Origin of the sequence: Neolewinella litorea (assembly GCF_004803465.1) — a bacterium.
Taxonomy (GTDB): Bacteria; Bacteroidota; Bacteroidia; order Chitinophagales; family Saprospiraceae; genus Neolewinella; species Neolewinella litorea.
In genome coordinates this window covers 295730-313991 of record NZ_SRSF01000001.1, presented here as the reverse complement: position 1 = coordinate 313991, position 18262 = coordinate 295730, and the positions used below count along the sequence as shown (strand labels likewise).

Sequence of the window (18262 nt, the reverse complement as noted above, 5' to 3'; positions counted from 1 at the left end):
AGGTACAAAGGTACCCCAAATTGGTTGTTCGTCGAAAAACATTCCCCCTTCGACAAGCCCCCGCTACATTTGGGGTCTATGGATTTAATCGAGAATATTCGAGTGGCCCTGAGCAGCGTAAGCACCAACTGGCTACGGGCCCTGCTGACCACCCTGATCATCGCGGTAGGAATCATGGCGCTGGTGGGCATCCTTACGGCCATCGATGCGGCCATCTATTCCCTTTCCTCCAACCTCTCCAGTCTGGGCGCCAACACTTTCGAGATCGACCGTAAGCGCGAAACGGTACGCTCCCGCGGCGGCCGCAACGAAGGCAAGCGCTCCGAGCCCTTTACCTACAGCCAGGCTATGGAATTCATGGAGACCTATGAATACCCCGCGGACGTAAGCGTCAGTTTCCCCGCCCGCGGCGCCACGGCGGTCAGCTACGAGGCCCGGGAAACCAACCCCAACGTATCCCTCTACGGAATGACCACCAATTACCTGAACAGCAAGGGGTTCGAGATCGCTACCGGAAGAAATTTTACCCGTCGGGAAGTACGCGAGGGGGGCAACATCGCCATTCTCGGTTCGGAGATCGTGGATGACCTTTTCAACGGCAACGACGCCTTCGCCATTGGCAAGGAAATCACCGCCGGTGGAAACCGCTTCACCGTGGTCGGCACGCTAAAGAGCAAGGGGGCCAGCATGACGAGCAACGACAAGCGCGTGCTCATCCCCCTGCAGGAAGCCAAGCGCTTTTATGCTAACAACAATACCAACTACGACATATTGATCGCGGTCCGGGACCCGACAGGAATCGACGCGGCCATGGCCGAGGCCACCCTTACGATGCGCAAGGTCCGACGCCTGCGTGCCGGACAGGATAATGACTTCGAGGTATCCAATAGCTCCGACCTGGTATCGATCATCAAGGACAATACCGTAATGCTGCGGCTGGCGGCCATCAGTATCGGGCTAATGACCCTGCTGGGGGCGGCCATTGGCCTGATGAATATTATGCTCGTTTCGGTCACGGAGCGTACGCGGGAGATCGGCGTGCGCAAGGCGCTTGGCGCAACGCGGCAGAACATTTTGCTACAGTTCCTGATCGAGGCCGTGGTGATATGTCAACTGGGCGGACTGTTCGGTATCCTGCTCGGGGTAGCCGCGGGCAACGTTGTGGTGATATTCACCGGGGGAAGTTTCCTCGTGCCCTGGCTCTGGATCGGCCTGGCATTAATCGTGTGTACAGTCGTCGGCCTGCTGTCCGGACTCTACCCTGCCCTGCGCGCGGCCGCCCTCGACCCCATTGAGTCGTTGCGGTACGAATAAGTGCTGTACATTATCGGCGATGCCGAACCAGATCACTTACCGGGTCTATGACTTTCTGAAGGATATCGCCCCTTTCAGTTACCTCGACCAGGAATCCTTGCTGCGGGTAGCCTCCCGGGTAGAAGTGCGTTATCAGCCACCGGGCACTGTAGTATTCCGACCCGGTGAGCCGCCGCGCGACCGATTTTTCGTGGTCAAGGAAGGCATTATCGAATTGTATAGCGAAGATGCCGACGGACAGGAAATGCTCGTTGAGCGTTGCGGCGAACGGGACATCTTCGGCATTCGTCCCTTGCTGGCGGAAGACACCTACGTCTTCCTCGCGCGGGCGGTGGAGGAATCACTGCTTTACGCCATCAACAGCGAAGGGTTTCGTGACATCATCCCCCACCATCCGCGGGTGCTGGAATACCTGGCCACCAGCATGGCGGGAAGCAGTCGCTACAACCTGGAATACCGGGCGGCACGCCGGCAGAAAACGGATGACGATAACGGACAACTAGAGCCCGACCTCCTGCCACTGCAATCACTGCACCGCTCGCGGGAACCCGTAGTCTGTCAGGCCAATGAAACAATCATGGAAGCTGCCCGTCGCATGACGGACCACGGCATCGGGTCCATTCTCGTGGTCAACGAAGAGCACCACCCCATCGGCATCGTAACCGACCGTGACCTACGGCGGTGCGTAGCCACGGGCGTGGTCAGCCGAAAGCTGCCGGTACTCACCATAATGTCCAGTCCCGTCGCCTGTATCCCCGTGGACGCCACCGTGGCCGACGTGCAGATCCGGATGTTGAAGACCGGCTACCATCACCTGGTGCAGACCGAGGACGGTACTGACAAATCACGGGTAACCGGAATAGTGAGCGAGCACGATCTGTTACTGCTGCAGGGAAACAACCCCGCGGTGGTCATTCAGGAAATCGGTTCGGCACGTTCGGCGGGCTACCTGCGCGAACTCCGCGACCGCGCCGAACGCCTCCTCAGCGGCTACCTCGAGAAGGAAGTCGCGATCGGCTACATCACCGCGGTGATGACCCAAATCAACGACGAGATTATCCGCAAATGCATCAAGTTGGGTCTGGCCCGGATGCAGGCCGACGGTCACGGCAACCCCCCGGCATTGTTCGACTGGCTCACCCTGGGCAGCCAGGGACGGGGCGAACAACTGCTGCGGACGGATCAGGACAACGCCTTGATCTTTGAAGACGTGAGCCCTTCCCGGTACAATTCCACCAAGGATTACTTTCTGAAACTGGCCGATTACGTAACGGAATTTCTGAACGAGGTAGGCTATCACTACTGCGACGGCGACATGATGGCCAGCAATCCCAAGTGGTGCCTGAGCGTGAGCCGGTGGAAGGATCAGTTCAGCGAGTGGATGCACGAGAACACGGCCGAAAATCTGCTGAATACTTCCATCTTCTTCGATTATCGCGGTGTGTGGGGCGACGGCACCCTGCCCGATAAGCTTACCACCCACATCTTCAGCGAGATGGGGGGGCAAAGCACCCGCTTTCAGGCCTCCCTGGCCATGGCGGCCTTACAGAACCCCAGTCCGCTTACCTTCTTCCGTAATTTCGTTGTGGAGCGATCGGGTGAGCACAAAGACCAGTTTGACCTGAAGGCCCGGGCCATGCGGCCCCTGACCGACGCGGCGCGGGTGCTGATTCTGCAGGCCCAACAGGGCAACATCAATAATACCCTGCGCCGCTACGAGGCCCTGGCAAAGCTGGAACCCCAAAATGCACGCGTATACGAGGAGGCGGCCGAGGCGTATGAACTGCTGATCCGCCTGCGCGCCGAACTGGGCCTGAAGCGGGGCGACAATGGACGTTTCGTGCGTCCGGAGGAGTTAACGCAGGTGCAACGTCTGCTGCTCCGCAACAGCTTCAATCCCGTAAAGGAGATTCAGCAGCTGCTCGAAATCCGTTTCCAGCTAACCTTTTTGCGCTGATGGAACGCCTACGCAGGTGGTGGGATACGCTGACGGAGCGGGGCGCTAAGCAAGAAAAAGCCGCGTGGCCGGAATATTACCGCCGCTACGATTCGGAAGTGCAGCATGAGTTTCCCCCGGACCGCCTGCTGCGTGAGGTACCGGTGGTCATCCTTGATACGGAAACTACGGGGCTGGACGTCCGGCAGGACCGCATCCTGAGCCTGGGTGCCCTGAAGGTTTACGGCAACAGCATCAACCTCGGGGAGAAGTTTGAGGCCTACCTCCCCACCCCGCCCGGCTTCGAGCACTCGGAGGCGGTGGCCATCCACGGCATCATACCCAACTCACTGCGGTACAGCTACGTGGACGAACCTACGCTGTTGTCGGATTTGCTCACTTACCTTGGTGGATCACTGATCGTGGGTCACCACATCGGGTTTGACGTAGCGATGCTCAATCAAACCCTGCAACGCCACGGGGCGGGCCCCCTCCGCAACCGGGTGATCGACACGGCGGATCTGGCCAGGCGGCTTCGACCCTCCGGGTACTGGACTCCCGACCACGACTTCAGTCTGGATGCGCTGGCACGCCGCTACCGGATACCCCTTTCCGACCGGCATACGTCGTTGGGCGACTGTTACATCACCGGCGTACTGTGGCTGAAATTGCTGTCGCGGCTGGCCGTGCGGGTAGGTCACGACCTGCGGGTGCAGGATCTTTGACCCAATCAGGAGAGTTTACTTCCCCTGGCCCTTGCGGTGCTTCTTCTTGTCGCGCTTGGCGAAACTGCCCGGGGTGCCACCCGCGACCGTCTTGTACTTGTTGCGGGGGCGCTTGCCGCGGGGCGAGTCGTCAGAGCCTTCGTTGCCACCCTGGCCATCGTAGATGCGCAGGTTGACTTCAGTCCCCTTATCCTGTTTGCCGGCCAGTGCGGCGACGATGCGACCGGCTTCGGTGCTGTCGACGTCGATAAAGGTCAGGTTGTTCTGCAGGTCGATCTTACCGAGGTCGACCTTGCGACCGGGTACATTCTTGTTCAGCATGCCGATGACCTGGGGAACGGTGTAGCCCTGCCGACGCCCTGCCGACATGCACAGCCTGGTGTAGCTGACATTGGACCTGCGTTCACGCGCCGGACGGTCACGCTTGTCTTCGGTAGCGGCTTCCACCGGGCGGCTGCTGCCGACCTGCTGACTGAAATCGGCCAGGGAGAAGGCGACGAACTGCTGGATGAGGGCCTCGCGGTCCAGATCCGCCAAACCGTCAACGATCTCGGGAATGAGGGCAGAAAGCTTCTGGTCGGAGAGATTGGCTTCCTTGACCGAATCGACGAAGCGCACGGCACGCTGGCGGTAAACTTCATCCTGGCTCGGGATAGGAGCCTCGGTGAACTCAATCTTGCCGTAGCGCTCGATGTCGCGCAGTTTGCGTACTTCACGTCCGGTAACGATGGACACGGCGACGCCTTCCTTACCGGCACGACCGGTACGGCCGCTGCGGTGTACGTAGACTTCGGGGGCGTCGGGCAGGTTGTAGTTGATGACGTGGGTAAGGTCGGAAACGTCCAGTCCGCGAGCCGCTACGTCGGTAGCAACCAGGAGCTTGATGCGCCCTTTGCGGAAGCGCTTCATTACGTCGTCGCGCTGGGCCTGGCTCATATCACCGTGCAGCGCGTCGGCCGCGTGACCGGCGAAGCGCAGATCTTCCGCGACACCGTCCACCTCACGGCGGGTACGGCAGAAGATCACGGCGTACATGTCGGGGTCCAGCTCCACCAGCAGTTTCAGCAGGCTGAAGCGGTGGGCACCCTTAACCTTGTAGTAAAGGTGGGTGATGTTGGAGTTGCCGGCATCGGTGTGGTCGATGCTGATCTCCTGGGGATCGTTCATGTAATCCGTGGAAATCTTCCGCGCCTCCTTGGGCATGGTGGCCGAGAAGAGCAGGGTCTGCTTTTCGCGGGGCGTGGCGTCAAGAATGCCGTTCAGCTCTTCCTGGAAACCCATGTTGAGCATTTCGTCGGCCTCGTCCAGTACCACCCGCTTCAGCTGGTCGACGACCAGTTTCTTGCGGTTGATGAGGTCGAGCGTGCGGCCCGGGGTGCCAACGATGATATTGGCTCCGTTGCGGATGGCACGGATCTGGTCGCCGGCGCTGGCGCCACCGTACACGGCCACTACGTTGACTCCCTTGCGGTAGCGGGCGTAGTCGGTAAGGTCGCGGGTGATCTGCAGACAGAGCTCGCGGGTGGGACAAAGGATGAGGGCCTGCACGGCGTCGACTTCGGTGTCGATGCCATCGACTACGGGAAGTCCGAATCCAGCGGTTTTACCAGTGCCGGTGCGGGCCAGGGCGATGAGGTCGCGGTCGGACCCGAGGATCGCGGGGATGGTCTTGGCCTGAACGGGCGTGGGGGTAGTGAAGCCGAGTTGCGCAACGGCTTGTTTGACGTCGTCGCGTAGCGACGTTTCATTGAAATTTTCCATTTCACCTGTATTTAAACGGGTGAAACGGTCTACTACAATACGCCTCGAAAGCGCCCCAGCGTAAACCCTCTAAACCACCCGTGTGATTGTAAGAAGGCGCAAAGGTACGCATTAATTTCCGCATTATTTCTATTTACTTGTAATTCACAGAAAATGAAGGCGCTGCATCTTGCCCACCCTCCCGCCACCGGGGCTAGCGGGGCAGCACTATTCGCCGCCGACCGCGTTTCATCTCAAACCTTAGACACACTATGAAAATCAATGCGGGTTATCTATTGGCAGTGTTCGTTGGCACGCTGGCGGCTTGCAGCCGACAAGCGCCCCCTGAAGTCACTGGTTCTCCTGCCCCAACCATGGAGGAGGAAACCACCCCGGCCCGCCCGACCGCCTCGGACTGGGTAGGTGTATACGCGGGCATCGTACCCGACGGAGAGGAGAAAGCGGGCGTGGAAACTGCCCTGCGGCTTCTTCCGGACACCACCTATACCCTTACCACCCGGCGCGTAGAGGCTTCCGCCGAGCCGGAGACCTACACGGGTCGTTTCAGTTGGGAACCGGGTGGCCAAAGTCTTAAACTGCTGGACATCGACTCTACCGATCGGCCGATCTACTACAAGGTGGGCAAGAACTACCTGCGACAAATGGACATGATCAATGTGCCCATTGAAGGCTCACTATCGCAATTGTACTACCTGAACAAGGACGTGTCCGGCCTGATGGAACAGCGTTGGGAACTCGTCAGGGTGGCCGGTGAGGAAGTGAAAGCCATGAAACGCCCACCTTCCCTGTATCTGGAGGCCAACGGCAACCGGGCCAGCGGCTTCGCCGGCTGCAACACTTACCGGGGCACCTATACGCTCGAGCGTCAGGGGTTGTCTTTCCCCCCCATGATGGCCACGAAAATGGCGTGCGAGGACCTGGATCTGGAACAGCACTTTCTGAACGCGCTGCGCCTGACGATGAATTACCGCATGGAGGACGGCATGCTGGTCCTGCTCGACAACCGGCAGGAAGAATTAGCCACCCTAAGAGCTGCAGAGGCCCGCAACATGCGGCAACGGTAATGCCCCTTTGCCTTTCCTGACCAAGGTGGTTGTTCCGTTTGCGACCCAGGTGTGAACAATTGCTTCAATAAATTGGAAGAGAATCGAGGCCGCCCCGCCCGCCCTTTTTACTATCTTTGCGGCCACCCGCCCGGATGGCGGAATTGGTAGACGCGCTGGACTTAAAATCCAGTTCTCAGTACTGAGAGTACGGGTTCGATTCCCGTTCCGGGTACAAGCGGCGGATGGCCTTCGGGGTCGTTCGCCGCTTTGTATTTACCCTATTCCCTGCACGAGATCGCGCACGTGCAGGACCACATTGACGAGCATGAGCGCGGCCAGGGCCAGCCCCAGGAGGCGCATCCAGGTGGCGTTGTCGGCACGGAAGGCCTCGGCGCGGGCGCGGGATTCCGGACTGCCGAAACTGATCAATCCGCGGGCAAACAGGTAGAGATACACTCCGACGGCCAGGAGCAGGAGTTCGATAAGGAGTCCGACGAGGCTTATGGTCATGGCGGGGGTGGTTGGGGCGAATATCGTACTTTTCGGCCGCCTAACCACCGATCATGACCAAACAAGAACTAACCGCCGCCGAGAATGAGGACGGCATGTTGCTGCAAGTTTCCCGCCTGAACCACCGCCGAGAGAAGATACTGGAAGGCGGCGGCGCCAAACGGGTTGCCAAGCAACACCAACAGGGAAAACTGACCGCCCGAGAACGCATAACTAAGTTGATTGATCCCGGATCGAAGTTTCTGGAGTTCGGTGCCTTCGCCGGATACGAGATGTACGAGGAATACGGCGGATGCCCCGCCGGCGGCGTGATCGCCGGCTACGGTCGCGTAGCCGGTCGCCTGTGCGTGATCGTAGCCAACGACGCCACGGTCAAGGCAGGCGCCTGGTTTCCGATCACCGGCAAAAAGAACCTCCGGGCCCAGGAGATTGCCATGGAAAACCGGGTACCCATCATCTATCTGGTCGACAGTGCGGGCGTCTTCCTGCCCTTGCAGAATGAGATCTTTCCCGACGAACGACACTTCGGCCGTATCTTCCGCAATAACGCCCGCATGAGTGCCCTGGGCATCACCCAGATCGCCGCCGTAATGGGCAGTTGCGTGGCCGGCGGAGCGTACCTGCCCATCATGTCCGACGAGAGCCTCATCGTGCAAGACACCGGCAGCATCTTCCTGGCGGGGCCCTATCTCGTGCGCGCCGCCATCGGGGAAAAAGTAGACAAGGAAGACCTCGGAGGGGCGGACATGCACGCCGCCGTGAGTGGGGTCATCGACTACAAGTGTACCGATGACCACGAATGCCTCGAGACCATTCGGGACCTGATGAGTCGGGTGCCGGAAAAGGTACTCACGCCCTTCGACCGCAGTGAGCCAGGCAAGGCGGATACAGCCGCTGTCCTGGGTGTGTTACCCGAGGAACGGTCAAAGCCCTACGACGGCCGCGAACTGATTCGTGCCCTGGTTGACGATGGCAAGTTCACCGAGTACAAGGAGGAATACGGTCAGACGGTACTGTGCGGCTACGCCCGGATCGACGGATGGTCGGTTGGCATCGTGGCGAATAACCGGCTGGTAGTCCGCAGCGGTAAGGGGGAAATGCAGTTTGGTGGCGTCATTTACAGCGATTCAGCCGACAAGGCCGCGCGCTTCATCATGGTCTGTAACCAGAAAAACATCCCTTTGGTCTTTCTCCATGACGTGTCGGGCTTCATGGTTGGCAGCCGCAGCGAACAGGGCGGCATCATCAAAGACGGCGCCAAAATGGTAAGTGCCGTGAGCAACAGCACGGTGCCCAAATTCTCTATCGTGGTTGGTAACAGCTACGGTGCCGGTAACTACGCCATGTGCGGCCGGGCCTACGATCCCCGCCTCATGCTGGCGTGGCCCACTGCCCGTATCGCCGTTATGGGTGGCGAACAGGCGGCTAAGGTGCTGCTGCAAATTCAGGTCAGCAGCCAGAAGTCGCGCGGTCAGGAGGTAACCGAACAGGAGGAACAGGAACTTCTCAAGCGCATTACCGAACGGTACGACCACCAGACCAGCCCCTACTACGCCGCGGCCCGCTTGTGGGTCGACGAACTTATCGACCCCCGCGATACCCGTGCCTACATTTCGGCGGGCATCGAGGCGGCTACCCATGCACCCGTGGAGCGCTTCAACATCGGAGCGGTACAGACCTAGGCGGAATTGAGTTCACTCCGCAGCGGGGCCGACGCCTGCGCCCCCATGCGCGTGACCGAAATTGAGGCTGCCCGGACCGCAAACGCGACCGCGTCACGTATGGACTGCCCCTCCGCCAGCGCCACCACCAGACCTCCGTTAAATACATCACCGGCGGCGGTAGTGTCTACGGCCCTTACCGATGGAGCCGGGACGAAGAATGTCTGATCATGCCCCACGTAACAAGCCCCCGCGCGACCCAGCGTTACGATCACCTGCTGGACCCCCTTTGCCAGTAACGCCTGCGCCGCCGCAACAACGCTATTCCCTTCCTCGGTAACTGGCAATCCGGTAAGGAGGTGAAGCTCCGTTTCATTTGGCGTAATCAGGAAAAGTCGACGGAGTAAACTGTCAGGTAAATCTCGGGCGGGTGCCGGGTTCAGGATAAGGTGGTCGGTCCGTCGAGCGAGTGCCTGTACCGTCTCCAACGGGGTCTCCAACTGGGTCAGGACAAATTCATCCGGTGCCAAGTCGAGATACTGGAGCCGTTCCGGCGTGAGTGCCTCATTGGCCCCGGGTGCCACTACTATGGTGTTTTCACCGGCAGCGTTAACGGTTATGAGGGCGGTGCCCGAGGCGCGCCGGTCGTCAATTGATACGGCCGAGCAGTCGATGCCCTCCCGCAAAAACCCTTCGACGGCCTGCCGGCCGAAAGAGTCCTCCCCCACCCGGGTCACGAAGCGGACCTGGCCGCCCAGTCGCGCCGCCGCCACCGCCTGATTGGCCCCTTTGCCTCCGGCGAAGAGAAAGAATTGTCCGCCGAGTATAGTCTCACCCGGTGCGGGGAAGCGCTCGGCCATTACGACCATATCGGTGTTGGTGCTGCCGACGACGGTAATTCTATTCATGCTGTTGTTGTTTCACTTGTTGGCGTCGGTCGAAGAGCCTGCGCCCCCTACCCCGCCGCTACGATAAGGCCGAGTCCGATGAGATAGCACACCAGCATCACGTTGAGGATTGCCCGGGTGCCTCCGGGCGCGCCGGCAAACTCCCGCCAAACGTAAATGCCCCAGACGGCCGCCACGATGGTGGCTCCCTGCCCGAGTCCGTAGCTGATGGCCGGTCCCGCCTCGTCGCTGGCCAGGATGCTGAACGACATGCCCAGGCACCAGATCGCCCCTCCGAGTATTCCCATCAGGTGATCGCGGGAACCGCCCCGCAGGTAGTCCCTGTACCGCACCCGTTGGCCCTCAAAGGGAAAGCGCATCAGAAGGGTATTGAACAGGCAGTTACTTGCGAGGATACCCAGGGAAAATACCAGCACGGCAGAATAGGGGCTCAGCTTCCCCGGCAGGGGCACTTCAAAGTCGGGGAACATGGAATTGGCCACGTACTTGTAGAAGAGCCCCATCAAACCACCGGCGACGATGGCGAGTACCAAGCCTTTGGTGGGCGTCTTGCGTCGATTTACCGCCGCCCTTCGGTAGGCCCAGGCATTCAGCAGGATGGCCACCGCCACCAGCAGGGTGCCTCCGAAAAGCAAGGTGGCATTCCCCTCCGGCCGGTCCAGGTAGTTGACCACCACCCCGATGACGAGCGCCAGTCCGATCCCCGTTGGAAAGGCTACGCTCATTCCCGCGATCGCGATGCTGGCCACCAGCAGGATATTGGCCGCGTTGAACAATACGCCGCCGAGCAGGGCTGAGGCCAGATTGACCGCATCGGCCTGTGCCAGATCCGCCGGCATTGCCCGGCCCACGGCACCCGCGGATCCCGCCGTAAAACCGAAAAGCAGCGCAAAAAGCACGATACCGAATACGTAGTCCCAGTAAAAGAGCTCAAACCGCCAGCGCTCGGAAGCCAGTTTCTGGGTATTGGCCCAGCTGCCCCAGCACAGCATGGTGATGAAGCAACACAGCACGGCCAGGGAATAACTTCCGATGATGAACATGGAGAGTGGGTGTAGGCAATGAATGTAGTAATTATCAAGTCAAATTACATCCGTTGCCGCCACGGAGCACGACTACCGCCGCCGACCTTGCTACTTTTGCCGCCATGTACACCAACGATCTTTTCCTGCGCGCCGCCCGCGGTGAACGCGTAGAACGCCCGCCGGTGTGGCTTATGCGACAGGCGGGCCGCATCCTTCCCCAGTACCGGGCCCTGCGCGCCAGTCTGAGTGGCTTCAAGGAGCTCGTCTCCACCCCCGACCTCGCCGCCGAAGTAACGGTACAGCCCGTGGACGAACTCGGCGTTGACGCCGCCATCATTTTCAGCGACATCCTGGTAATTCCGGAGGCGCTCGGCCTCGACTACACCATGGTGGAAAAGGTGGGCCCTCGCTTCCCGAAGGTTATCCGGTCCAAGGCCGACGTTGACGCGCTTCGACCCGCCGCCGATGCCCCCGGGCACCTGGGGTATGTATACGACGCGCTGGACGCCACGAAGCAGCGCCTGGCCGACCGCGTCCCTCTGATCGGCTTCGCCGGTGCACCCTGGACGATCTTCGCCTACATGGTGGAGGGTGGCGGCAGCAAGACCTTCAGCAAGGCCCGCCGGATGCTCTACCAGGACCCTCAGCTCAGTCATCAGCTCCTAGAGCGCATCGCCCTGGCCACCGCAGTCTACCTCAAGAAGAAAGTGCGCCACGGCGCCGACCTCATCCAGCTCTTTGACAGCTGGGCCGGGGTACTGCCGCCGGATCACTACCGCGAGTTCTCGTTGCGGTACATCGACCTCATCTGCCGCGAACTCACGGGTACCCCCGTCACCGTATTTGCCAAGGACGCCCGTCATGCCCTTTCCGGGATCGGGCAGCTGAGCTGCCAAGTGGTGCAGCTCGACTGGATCGCCGACGTCGATAAGGCGCGGGCGCAGGTGCAGGGCAAGGTACTGCAGGGCAATATGGATCCGGCACAACTCTACGCGGACACCGAACAGGTCGCCAAGGCTACCCGGGCGATGCTGGACCGTTTTGGGCGGGGCCATATCGCCAACCTCGGGCACGGGGTCTATCCGGACACCCCACTCGACGGCGTGAAAGCCTTCGTCAATACCGTTAAGGCCTATCGCTACGGGGCGTAGAGAACCGTGGCTGGATGTACTGCGTACGTTCAGTATGCGGCATATCTTCCTGACCCTCTTTCTCTTTCTATTCCTCACCTGCTCCAAGGAAGACGCTACCATTATGGGCCCATCCGGATCACCGCCCCCGACCGCAGAACCCGACACCACCATCTCCTACCTTGCGCTGGGCGACAGTTACACCATTGGTACCAGCGTGCCGGCCGAGCAGCGCTGGCCGGAGCAACTCGCCCGCCAATTGCTCGAGCGGGAACGCATCGCGGTTGAACCCCTGGAAATCGTGGCCCGCAATGGCTGGCGCACCGATAACCTGGCCAACGCGCTGGCGGCCGCTGACCCCGGCGATGATTTTGACCTGGTGAGCCTGCTGATCGGCGTCAACGACCAGTTTCAGGGTTTTGCCGTCGACGGCTACCAGCGGCGCTTCGAGCAATTGCTGCAGGCGGCCATCGGGTACGCGGGTGGGGATACCTCGCGCGTTTTCGTTGTAACCATTCCGGATTATGCCTACACGCCCTTTGGCGGGGGACGGGAATTCATCAGCCGGGAAATCGATCAGTTTAATGCGGCTGCCCGGCAGGTGACGACCCGGTACGATATACCCTTCTATAACATCACGCCCATCTCACGCCGCGGCCTGCAGCAACCCGATCTGGTAGCGGGCGACGATCTTCACCCCAGCGGCAAACAGTACGGCCTTTGGGTGGAGGAGGTGCTACTGAAACAGGTGGCGGATCTTATCCGGGCGGGGGGCAACTAGCGCCGCGCCGACGACGCCACGTCGCTACCGGCATCCGCTCCGCTGAGCGTACTGCCGGGGTAAACGGCGAGGGCGGCCTCCAGACAATCCATTGCCTTTCCAAGGTCGTCGGTGTTCAGTACATAGGCGATCCGGCATTCGTCCAGTCCTAATCCGGGAGTGGCGTAGAAACCGGGTCCCGGACTCAGCATCACGGTAGCGCCTTCGTGGGAGAAGTCTTCCAGCAGCCAGCGGCAGAAGTCCTCACTGTCCGCGATGGGAAAGCGCGCGAAGCAATAAAAGGCTCCGCCGGGTTCGTAAGAGAATACGCCGGGCATCTGTTGCAGGCGTTCGTAGACGATGTCGCGCCGGCGGCGGTAGTCTTCCTTGACGCCCTGCAGGTACTGTCCGTCGTCCTCCAGCATCACTTCGCTCAACCGCTGACCGAGTCCCGGGGGGCTCAGACGCAGTTTGGCGTAGCGGTCTACCGATTCCCGCACCGCGAGGTTACGGCACACCAGCGCACCGACGCGGGCTCCGGTGGCGCTGTAACGCTTGGAAACGGAGTCAATAACTACGGCGTGGGCGTCCAGTCCCGGCAGTTGCAGAATGGATTGCAGGGGCGAGTCGTAACTGAATTCGCGGTACACCTCGTCAACACAGAGGAAAAGATCATGCTCGCGCACGATACCCGACAGGCGCTCCAACTCATCTTGGGAGTAACAGGCCCCCGTCGGATTATTGGGGTTGGTGATGACGATGGCGCGGGTGCGGGGAGTAATCTTTTCGGCAAAGGCTTCCACGCTCGGAATGCTGAACCCGTCGGCGATGTCGCAGGTGATCGGCACCACGTCGACCCCGGCCATGTGGGCGTAGCCGTTGTAATTCGCGTAGAAAGGTTCGGGGATAATGATCTCATCGCCCGGGTCCAGGCACGCCAGCATGAAGAAAAGGATGGCTTCGGAGCCACCGGTGGTGACCATTATCTCGTCCGCGGAGACCGACACCCCGAAGCGGGCGTAATAGCCGCACAGCGCCTCGCGGTAGCTCGCGATGCCATTGCTCGGACTGTAGTCGAGTATCTGCCACGGCAGTTTCCTGAACTTCTCCACGGCAAGGGGGTGGGTCAGGATATCGGGCTGACCGATGTTCAGGTGGTAAATGTGCTTGCCCGCCGCTTTGGCCCGGTCGGCCAGGGGGATCAGTTTCCGAAAGGGGGAAAGGGGAACGGACTGGGAGCGGCGCGAGACAGCTGGCATAGGGGCCGGTTTAAGTAGTGCGAAGATAACCCCACCCCCGGGTAAACCGATCCGGTCTACTCCGGTCGGTAGTAATACTCGCCCTCGTAGCCTTCGTAAATGCCGCCGAACAGCGGCCGTTCCACTTGCTTGATCCGGCGCACCAGATCGTCCAGTCCGACCACCGGCTGCCCGTTCAGGGAGGTGATTACGAAGCCCGCGTTCATCTGGGTAGCGGCGATCGGGCTGTCGCGGAAGATCGATACCACCCGCACGCCGCCGTGTGGGAAGGTGTTCCACTCACCCACGTTGAGGTCGCGCAGTTCGAAACCGAGTAGGTGGAGGCGGTCGTCGGAACGTTCGCTGACGAGTTGACCCGGCCGGTTACTTTTGTCCCGGAGCAGCACCGTTTTACTGCGGCTGCGTCCTTGCCGGATGAAGGTCACCCGTACGCGCTGGCCCGGCCGGTACCGACTAAGTTGCTCCTGCATTTCCGGACTGGAGTTGATGGCCACCCCGTTAATGGCGGTCATCACGTCGCCCATTTGCAGTCCGGCTCGCGCCGCCGGCCCGTCCGGCGTAAGGTCGGTGATCAGCGCCCCGCTGGCCGTGGGCAGTTGCAGGCGCTTGGCCTGAGCATCGTTGATCCCCTGGATCCACACGCCCAGTACCGCCCGTTGTACCTCCCCATAGTCGCGCAGGTCGTTCAGTACGCGGCGGGCCAGGTTGCCAGGAATGGCGAAGGCATAGCCTTCGTGCCGGCCGCTATTGGTGATGATGGCGGTATTGATGCCGATGAGTTCGCCGGCCGTATTCACGAGGGCCCCTCCGCTGTTGCCCGGATTCACGGCGGCGTCGGTCTGGATAAAGCTTTCGATGCGGTCGTCGGGGCGCAGCACGTCGATGCTTCGGCCCTTGGCGGAGACGATTCCCGTCGTTACGGTGCTGTTCAGGCTGTAGGGATTGCCTACGGCCAGCACCCACTCCCCCACTCGCAGGCTGTCGCTGTTACCGAAGAAGACGGCCGGTAGGTCGGTGGCGTTGATTTTTAGCAGGGCCAGGTCGGTACTTTCGTCCACCCCGATAACACGGGCGTTGAACTCCCGGCGGTCCTGCAGGGTAACCCTCACGCGGCGGGCCCCTTCGATAACGTGGTTATTGGTGGCCACCAGTCCGTCGGAAGAAATAATCACCGCCGAGCCCGTTGTAACGCTGCTGCCGCCGGCACCGGACACCAGCGCATCGCGCATGTAGGAGCGGACGGAAACCACGGCGGGAATAACCCGCTCGGCGGCGGTAATGAAATTAGTGGGGGTAGTACTGGCGAAGGTCCGGAGTCGCAGGTCTTCGCGACTGGGATTGACCACGGGCGGGGCCGCGCTCGTCACCGGAACGAAATAGCGACCCGCCGCTACGCCCAGGATGGCGGACGCGAAGCAGGCTACGGCGAAAACAAGCAGCGTGCGTAGGCTCATTGTGTCAATCAACGTCCGGGCACCCGAGATTGTTACTCTCCTTGCACACCCTACCTTTACGCCGTGATCCGCAAACCCAACTACGACCCCGACAATCCGCCCTCCAGCAACATCTTCGGCTGGCGCGTATCCCTGATCGGCCTGGCCGTTATCGTTATTCTCTCGGCTGTGGCTGCCTACCGCACCTACGTGCTCGACGTGCCCATTGGCTTTGAGGACCCCCTCAAGCAACCCGAGTCGAAAAACTACTACCGCGAGAAGGCCGAACGGGAAGCCGCCGAGCTGGATTCACTCCGCCGCCAGCAACGCAACGACTGATGAAACTTGACTTCCACAAGTACCACGGCGCGGGCAACGACTTCATCCTTCTCGATGATCGGGAAGGGCAGCTGCTAGATTTCCTCACGCCAACCATCGTGGCCGGCCTGTGCCACCGCCATTTCGGCATCGGCGCCGACGGACTCATGCTCCTGCGCTCGGCGCCGGAAGGATACGATTTTGAAATGGTCTACTACAATGCCGACGGCAGTGGCAGTACCCTGTGCGGGAACGGAGGAAGGTGCATCGTCCGCTTTGCCGCCGACCTCGGGATCGAGCGTCGGGTCTACCGTTTCCTGGCGTCCGACGGGCCACACGAAGCCGTCGTCACGCCCGCCGGCGATATTGCGCTCGGAATGCAGGATGTGGACCAGGTGCACCGCGTCGGCGACGATTACGAGCTTAATACCGGTTCGCCCCACTACCTGCGCTTCGTCGACTCCCTCGACGCGGTGGACGTGGTCGGCCAGGGTCGCGCCCTGCGCCGCTCGGCCCCCTACCGGGAACGGGGCATCAACGTAAATTTCGTGCGGCAGACGGCCGACGGATTGGAGATCGCCACCTACGAGCGCGGAGTAGAAGACGAAACGCTGGCCTGCGGGACGGGTGTCACGGCCGCCGCCATCGGTTCGCTCCTGCGCGATGCGCAAGCCGGGGATGGCCCCTTCCACATACCGGTACGGGCCAGGGGCGGGGCACTCTCCGTGACCGGTGAACGGCGCGGCGACCGGTTCACGGATCTGCAGCTGATCGGGCCCGCGACCTTTGTCTTTTCCGGCACGATAAACTGCTGATATGCTTGACCAGGTTTACCTCAACGGAGAGATTTTGCCCGCAGCGGAAGCCCGCCTGCACGTTTCCGATCTGAGCATTTTGCGGGGCTATGGAGTCTTCGATTATTTCCGTTACGTAGATGGCGAGCCGCGCTTCCTGGACGACCACCTCGACCGCTTCCGCCTGAGTGCGCTGGGGCTGGGGATGGAATTACCCTTTGGCCGTTCGGAACTTGCGGCGGTCATTCTGGACATGATCGACCGCAACGGCGGAGGCGAGGGAGGCATCCGCGCTGTTCTGACCGGGGGGTACGCCGAAGACGGTTACACGCCCATCGATCCCAACCTGCTCATCCTTCCCTACGCCTTCACGCCCCCACCGGCGCAGCGCTATACAGAGGGTTGCTCGGCCATGTTGCACCTCTACGAGCGCCAGCTTCCCCGGGTGAAATCAATCGATTACTTGGAGGGCATTCGCATCCAGCCCTTGCTCCGGGAACAGGGCGCGGATTACCCCCTCTTCGTGGATCGCGACCGCAACGTGCGAGAAAGCGACCGCTCGAATTTCATGATCGTGCGCGAGGGGCGGCTGATCACGCCAGTGGAGGACGTGCTGTTGGGTATCACGCGGAAGCACCTTCTCGTGGTGGCGGCGCAACTGGGCATTCCCGTGGAGGAGCGATGCGTAAGCGCGGACGAATTGCTGTCGGCCGATGAGGCAATCATTTGCAGTTCCATCAAGGGTGCCATGCCCATTTCGCGCGTTGACGGTCGTACCGTGGGCGGCGGAGGCGCAGGTCCGATAACCCGTCGGTTGATGCGGGCCTGGGTGGAGTATGCATGAGAAAGCCCCGACAGCGGGGGCTGACGGGGCTTTTCATTAAAATTAAATGGACGTCTGGTTTAGACTTCCTTGTCGATGTTACCGGTAGCGGCGTCGTTTTCGCCTTCGTTGGCCTCGGCCAGGGCTTCTCCGGCGGCCTCGGCAGCGTCGGCTTCAGCCTTGGCTTCGCCCAGTACGTCGGCGGCTTCCTCGCGGCTTTCCTCGGTTGAACCGGCATCAGCGGTAGCATCCTCAGCGGCGCTTTCTTCGGTGGCTTCAACTTCCGGAGCAGCTTCGGGCTCGGGCTCGGGAGCGGGCGGCGGGGTACCGGATACGGCGGCCCGGAACTCGGCTTCCTTCTGCTCCTGGGCGGCGCGGCGCTCGGCGGCGGTGCCTTCCTTGGCATCGATCCACTCCTGGTATTTCTTGTCTGCCTCTTCCTGGCTCAGGGCACCTTTGGCGACACCCCGCATGAGGTGCTTGCGGTAGAGCACGCCCTTGAAGCGGAGGATGGCACGTACGGTGTCCGTGGGCTGGGCACCCTTGACGAGCCACTCGTAAGCGGCGGTACGGTCTAGGTCAATAGTAGCGGGGACCGTCATCGGGTTGTAGGTACCGATCTTCTCGATAAACTTACCGTCGCGGGGAGCACGGGCGTCCGCGATGACGATGTGGTAGAACGGGCGCTTGCGGCGACCCTTACGCTGAAGGCGAATTTTAACTGGCATGGTGACAACTTGTCGTTTGTTAGATAGGACCGACCTACTCCCTCCAGGGGGCAGCCGGTTTTGCCGGGGCGCAAAGGTAAGCCGAAACCTCCTAATGCAAAAACTTAACCGATCTTTTGTGACAGGGTTGC

Annotated in this window: 17 protein-coding genes and 1 tRNA gene; 11 read left to right on the top strand and 7 right to left on the bottom strand. The window is 61.0% G+C overall.

The features are described 5' to 3' along the window. The first annotated feature begins 78 nt into the window (after window positions 1-78). The 3 genes from E4021_RS01380 to E4021_RS01370 are packed head-to-tail and all read left to right on the top strand — an operon-like array spanning window position 79 to window position 3975. On the top strand, window positions 79-1314 hold the full coding sequence (locus E4021_RS01380) for an ABC transporter permease (RefSeq protein ID WP_136456104.1): 1236 nt from the start codon (window positions 79-81) through the stop codon (window positions 1312-1314). Window positions 1315-1333: 19 nt separating this feature from the next. Then, the gene (locus E4021_RS01375) at window positions 1334-3271 is read left to right on the top strand and encodes a DUF294 nucleotidyltransferase-like domain-containing protein (protein WP_136456103.1); all 1938 of its coding nucleotides are present in this window, start codon (window positions 1334-1336) and stop codon (window positions 3269-3271) included. Beyond that, window positions 3271-3975, top strand: coding sequence for a 3'-5' exonuclease (locus E4021_RS01370; RefSeq protein ID WP_136456102.1), 705 nt, complete (start codon window positions 3271-3273; stop codon window positions 3973-3975). Before E4021_RS01375 ends, E4021_RS01370 begins: the two co-directional genes overlap by 1 nt. 15 nt (window positions 3976-3990) lie before the next feature. On the opposite strand, the gene E4021_RS01365 is transcribed toward E4021_RS01370, so the two are convergent. Beyond that, on the bottom strand, window positions 3991-5736 hold the full coding sequence (locus E4021_RS01365) for a DEAD/DEAH box helicase (RefSeq protein WP_136456101.1): 1746 nt from the start codon (window positions 5734-5736) through the stop codon (window positions 3991-3993). 251 nt (window positions 5737-5987) lie between these two features. On the opposite strand from E4021_RS01365, the gene E4021_RS01360 reads away from it, so the two are divergent. Both E4021_RS01360 and E4021_RS01355 read left to right on the top strand, forming a co-directional pair. Then, entirely contained in the window at window positions 5988-6800 is an 813-nt protein-coding gene (locus E4021_RS01360) for an META domain-containing protein (protein WP_136456100.1), read from the top strand. A 128-nt stretch (window positions 6801-6928) separates the two neighbouring features. Beyond that, a tRNA-Leu gene (locus tag E4021_RS01355) sits at window positions 6929-7014 on the top strand. A gap of 41 nt (window positions 7015-7055) precedes the next feature. Here the strand turns inward: E4021_RS01355 and E4021_RS01350 are convergent. Further along, a complete protein-coding gene (locus E4021_RS01350; protein WP_136456099.1) occupies window positions 7056-7292 on the bottom strand; it encodes a hypothetical protein in 237 nt (78 codons plus the stop codon). A 53-nt stretch (window positions 7293-7345) separates the two neighbouring features. Here E4021_RS01350 and E4021_RS01345 point away from each other — a divergent pair, with 53 nt between their 5' ends. Next, entirely contained in the window at window positions 7346-8974 is a 1629-nt protein-coding gene (locus E4021_RS01345) for an acyl-CoA carboxylase subunit beta (RefSeq protein ID WP_136456098.1), read from the top strand. Here the strand turns inward: E4021_RS01345 and rbsK are convergent. Beyond that, window positions 8971-9861: a ribokinase gene (gene rbsK / locus E4021_RS01340; protein ID WP_136456097.1), complete on the bottom strand. Its 891-nt coding sequence runs from the start codon at window positions 9859-9861 to the stop codon at window positions 8971-8973. The two genes, E4021_RS01345 and rbsK, sit on opposite strands and share 4 nt — an antisense overlap. Before the next feature lie 47 nt (window positions 9862-9908). Further along, window positions 9909-10904, bottom strand: a complete 996-nt coding sequence (locus E4021_RS01335) for a GRP family sugar transporter (RefSeq protein ID WP_136456096.1) — start codon at window positions 10902-10904, stop codon at window positions 9909-9911. Between the two features lie 104 nt (window positions 10905-11008). Here E4021_RS01335 and hemE point away from each other — a divergent pair, with 104 nt between their 5' ends. Together hemE and E4021_RS01325 are read left to right on the top strand one after the other, a co-directional pair. Next, window positions 11009-12037 carry a uroporphyrinogen decarboxylase gene (hemE, locus tag E4021_RS01330; protein WP_136456095.1) on the top strand — a complete coding sequence of 343 codons (1029 nt, stop codon included), beginning with the start codon at window positions 11009-11011 and terminating at the stop codon, window positions 12035-12037. Window positions 12038-12071: 34 nt separating this feature from the next. Beyond that, on the top strand, window positions 12072-12797 hold the full coding sequence (locus E4021_RS01325; RefSeq protein ID WP_136456094.1) for an SGNH/GDSL hydrolase family protein: 726 nt from the start codon (window positions 12072-12074) through the stop codon (window positions 12795-12797). On the opposite strand, the gene E4021_RS01320 is transcribed toward E4021_RS01325, so the two are convergent. Further along, window positions 12794-14035 (bottom strand): pyridoxal phosphate-dependent aminotransferase, encoded by a 1242-nt coding sequence (locus E4021_RS01320; protein WP_136456093.1) that lies wholly within the window; start codon window positions 14033-14035, stop codon window positions 12794-12796. The genes E4021_RS01325 and E4021_RS01320 overlap by 4 nt on opposite strands. A gap of 56 nt (window positions 14036-14091) precedes the next feature. After that, on the bottom strand, window positions 14092-15489 hold the full coding sequence (locus E4021_RS01315; RefSeq protein ID WP_136456092.1) for a trypsin-like peptidase domain-containing protein: 1398 nt from the start codon (window positions 15487-15489) through the stop codon (window positions 14092-14094). Window positions 15490-15552: 63 nt separating this feature from the next. Between E4021_RS01315 and E4021_RS01310 the strand changes: the two genes are divergently transcribed. The 3 genes from E4021_RS01310 to E4021_RS01300 are packed head-to-tail and all read left to right on the top strand — an operon-like array spanning window position 15553 to window position 17424. Then, window positions 15553-15807, top strand: a complete 255-nt coding sequence (locus E4021_RS01310) for a hypothetical protein (RefSeq protein WP_136456091.1) — start codon at window positions 15553-15555, stop codon at window positions 15805-15807. Then, window positions 15807-16601 carry a diaminopimelate epimerase gene (gene dapF / locus E4021_RS01305; RefSeq protein ID WP_136456090.1) on the top strand — a complete coding sequence of 265 codons (795 nt, stop codon included), beginning with the start codon at window positions 15807-15809 and terminating at the stop codon, window positions 16599-16601. Before E4021_RS01310 ends, dapF begins: the two co-directional genes overlap by 1 nt. Window position 16602: 1 nt before the next feature. Beyond that, window positions 16603-17424, top strand: a complete 822-nt coding sequence (locus E4021_RS01300; RefSeq protein WP_136456089.1) for an aminotransferase class IV — start codon at window positions 16603-16605, stop codon at window positions 17422-17424. A 59-nt stretch (window positions 17425-17483) separates the two neighbouring features. Here the strand turns inward: E4021_RS01300 and rpsP are convergent, their stop codons facing one another. Further along, complete coding sequence (rpsP, locus tag E4021_RS18525) at window positions 17484-18131, bottom strand: 30S ribosomal protein S16 (RefSeq protein ID WP_136456088.1); 648 nt, start codon at window positions 18129-18131, stop codon at window positions 17484-17486. Window positions 18132-18262 lie beyond the last annotated feature (131 nt).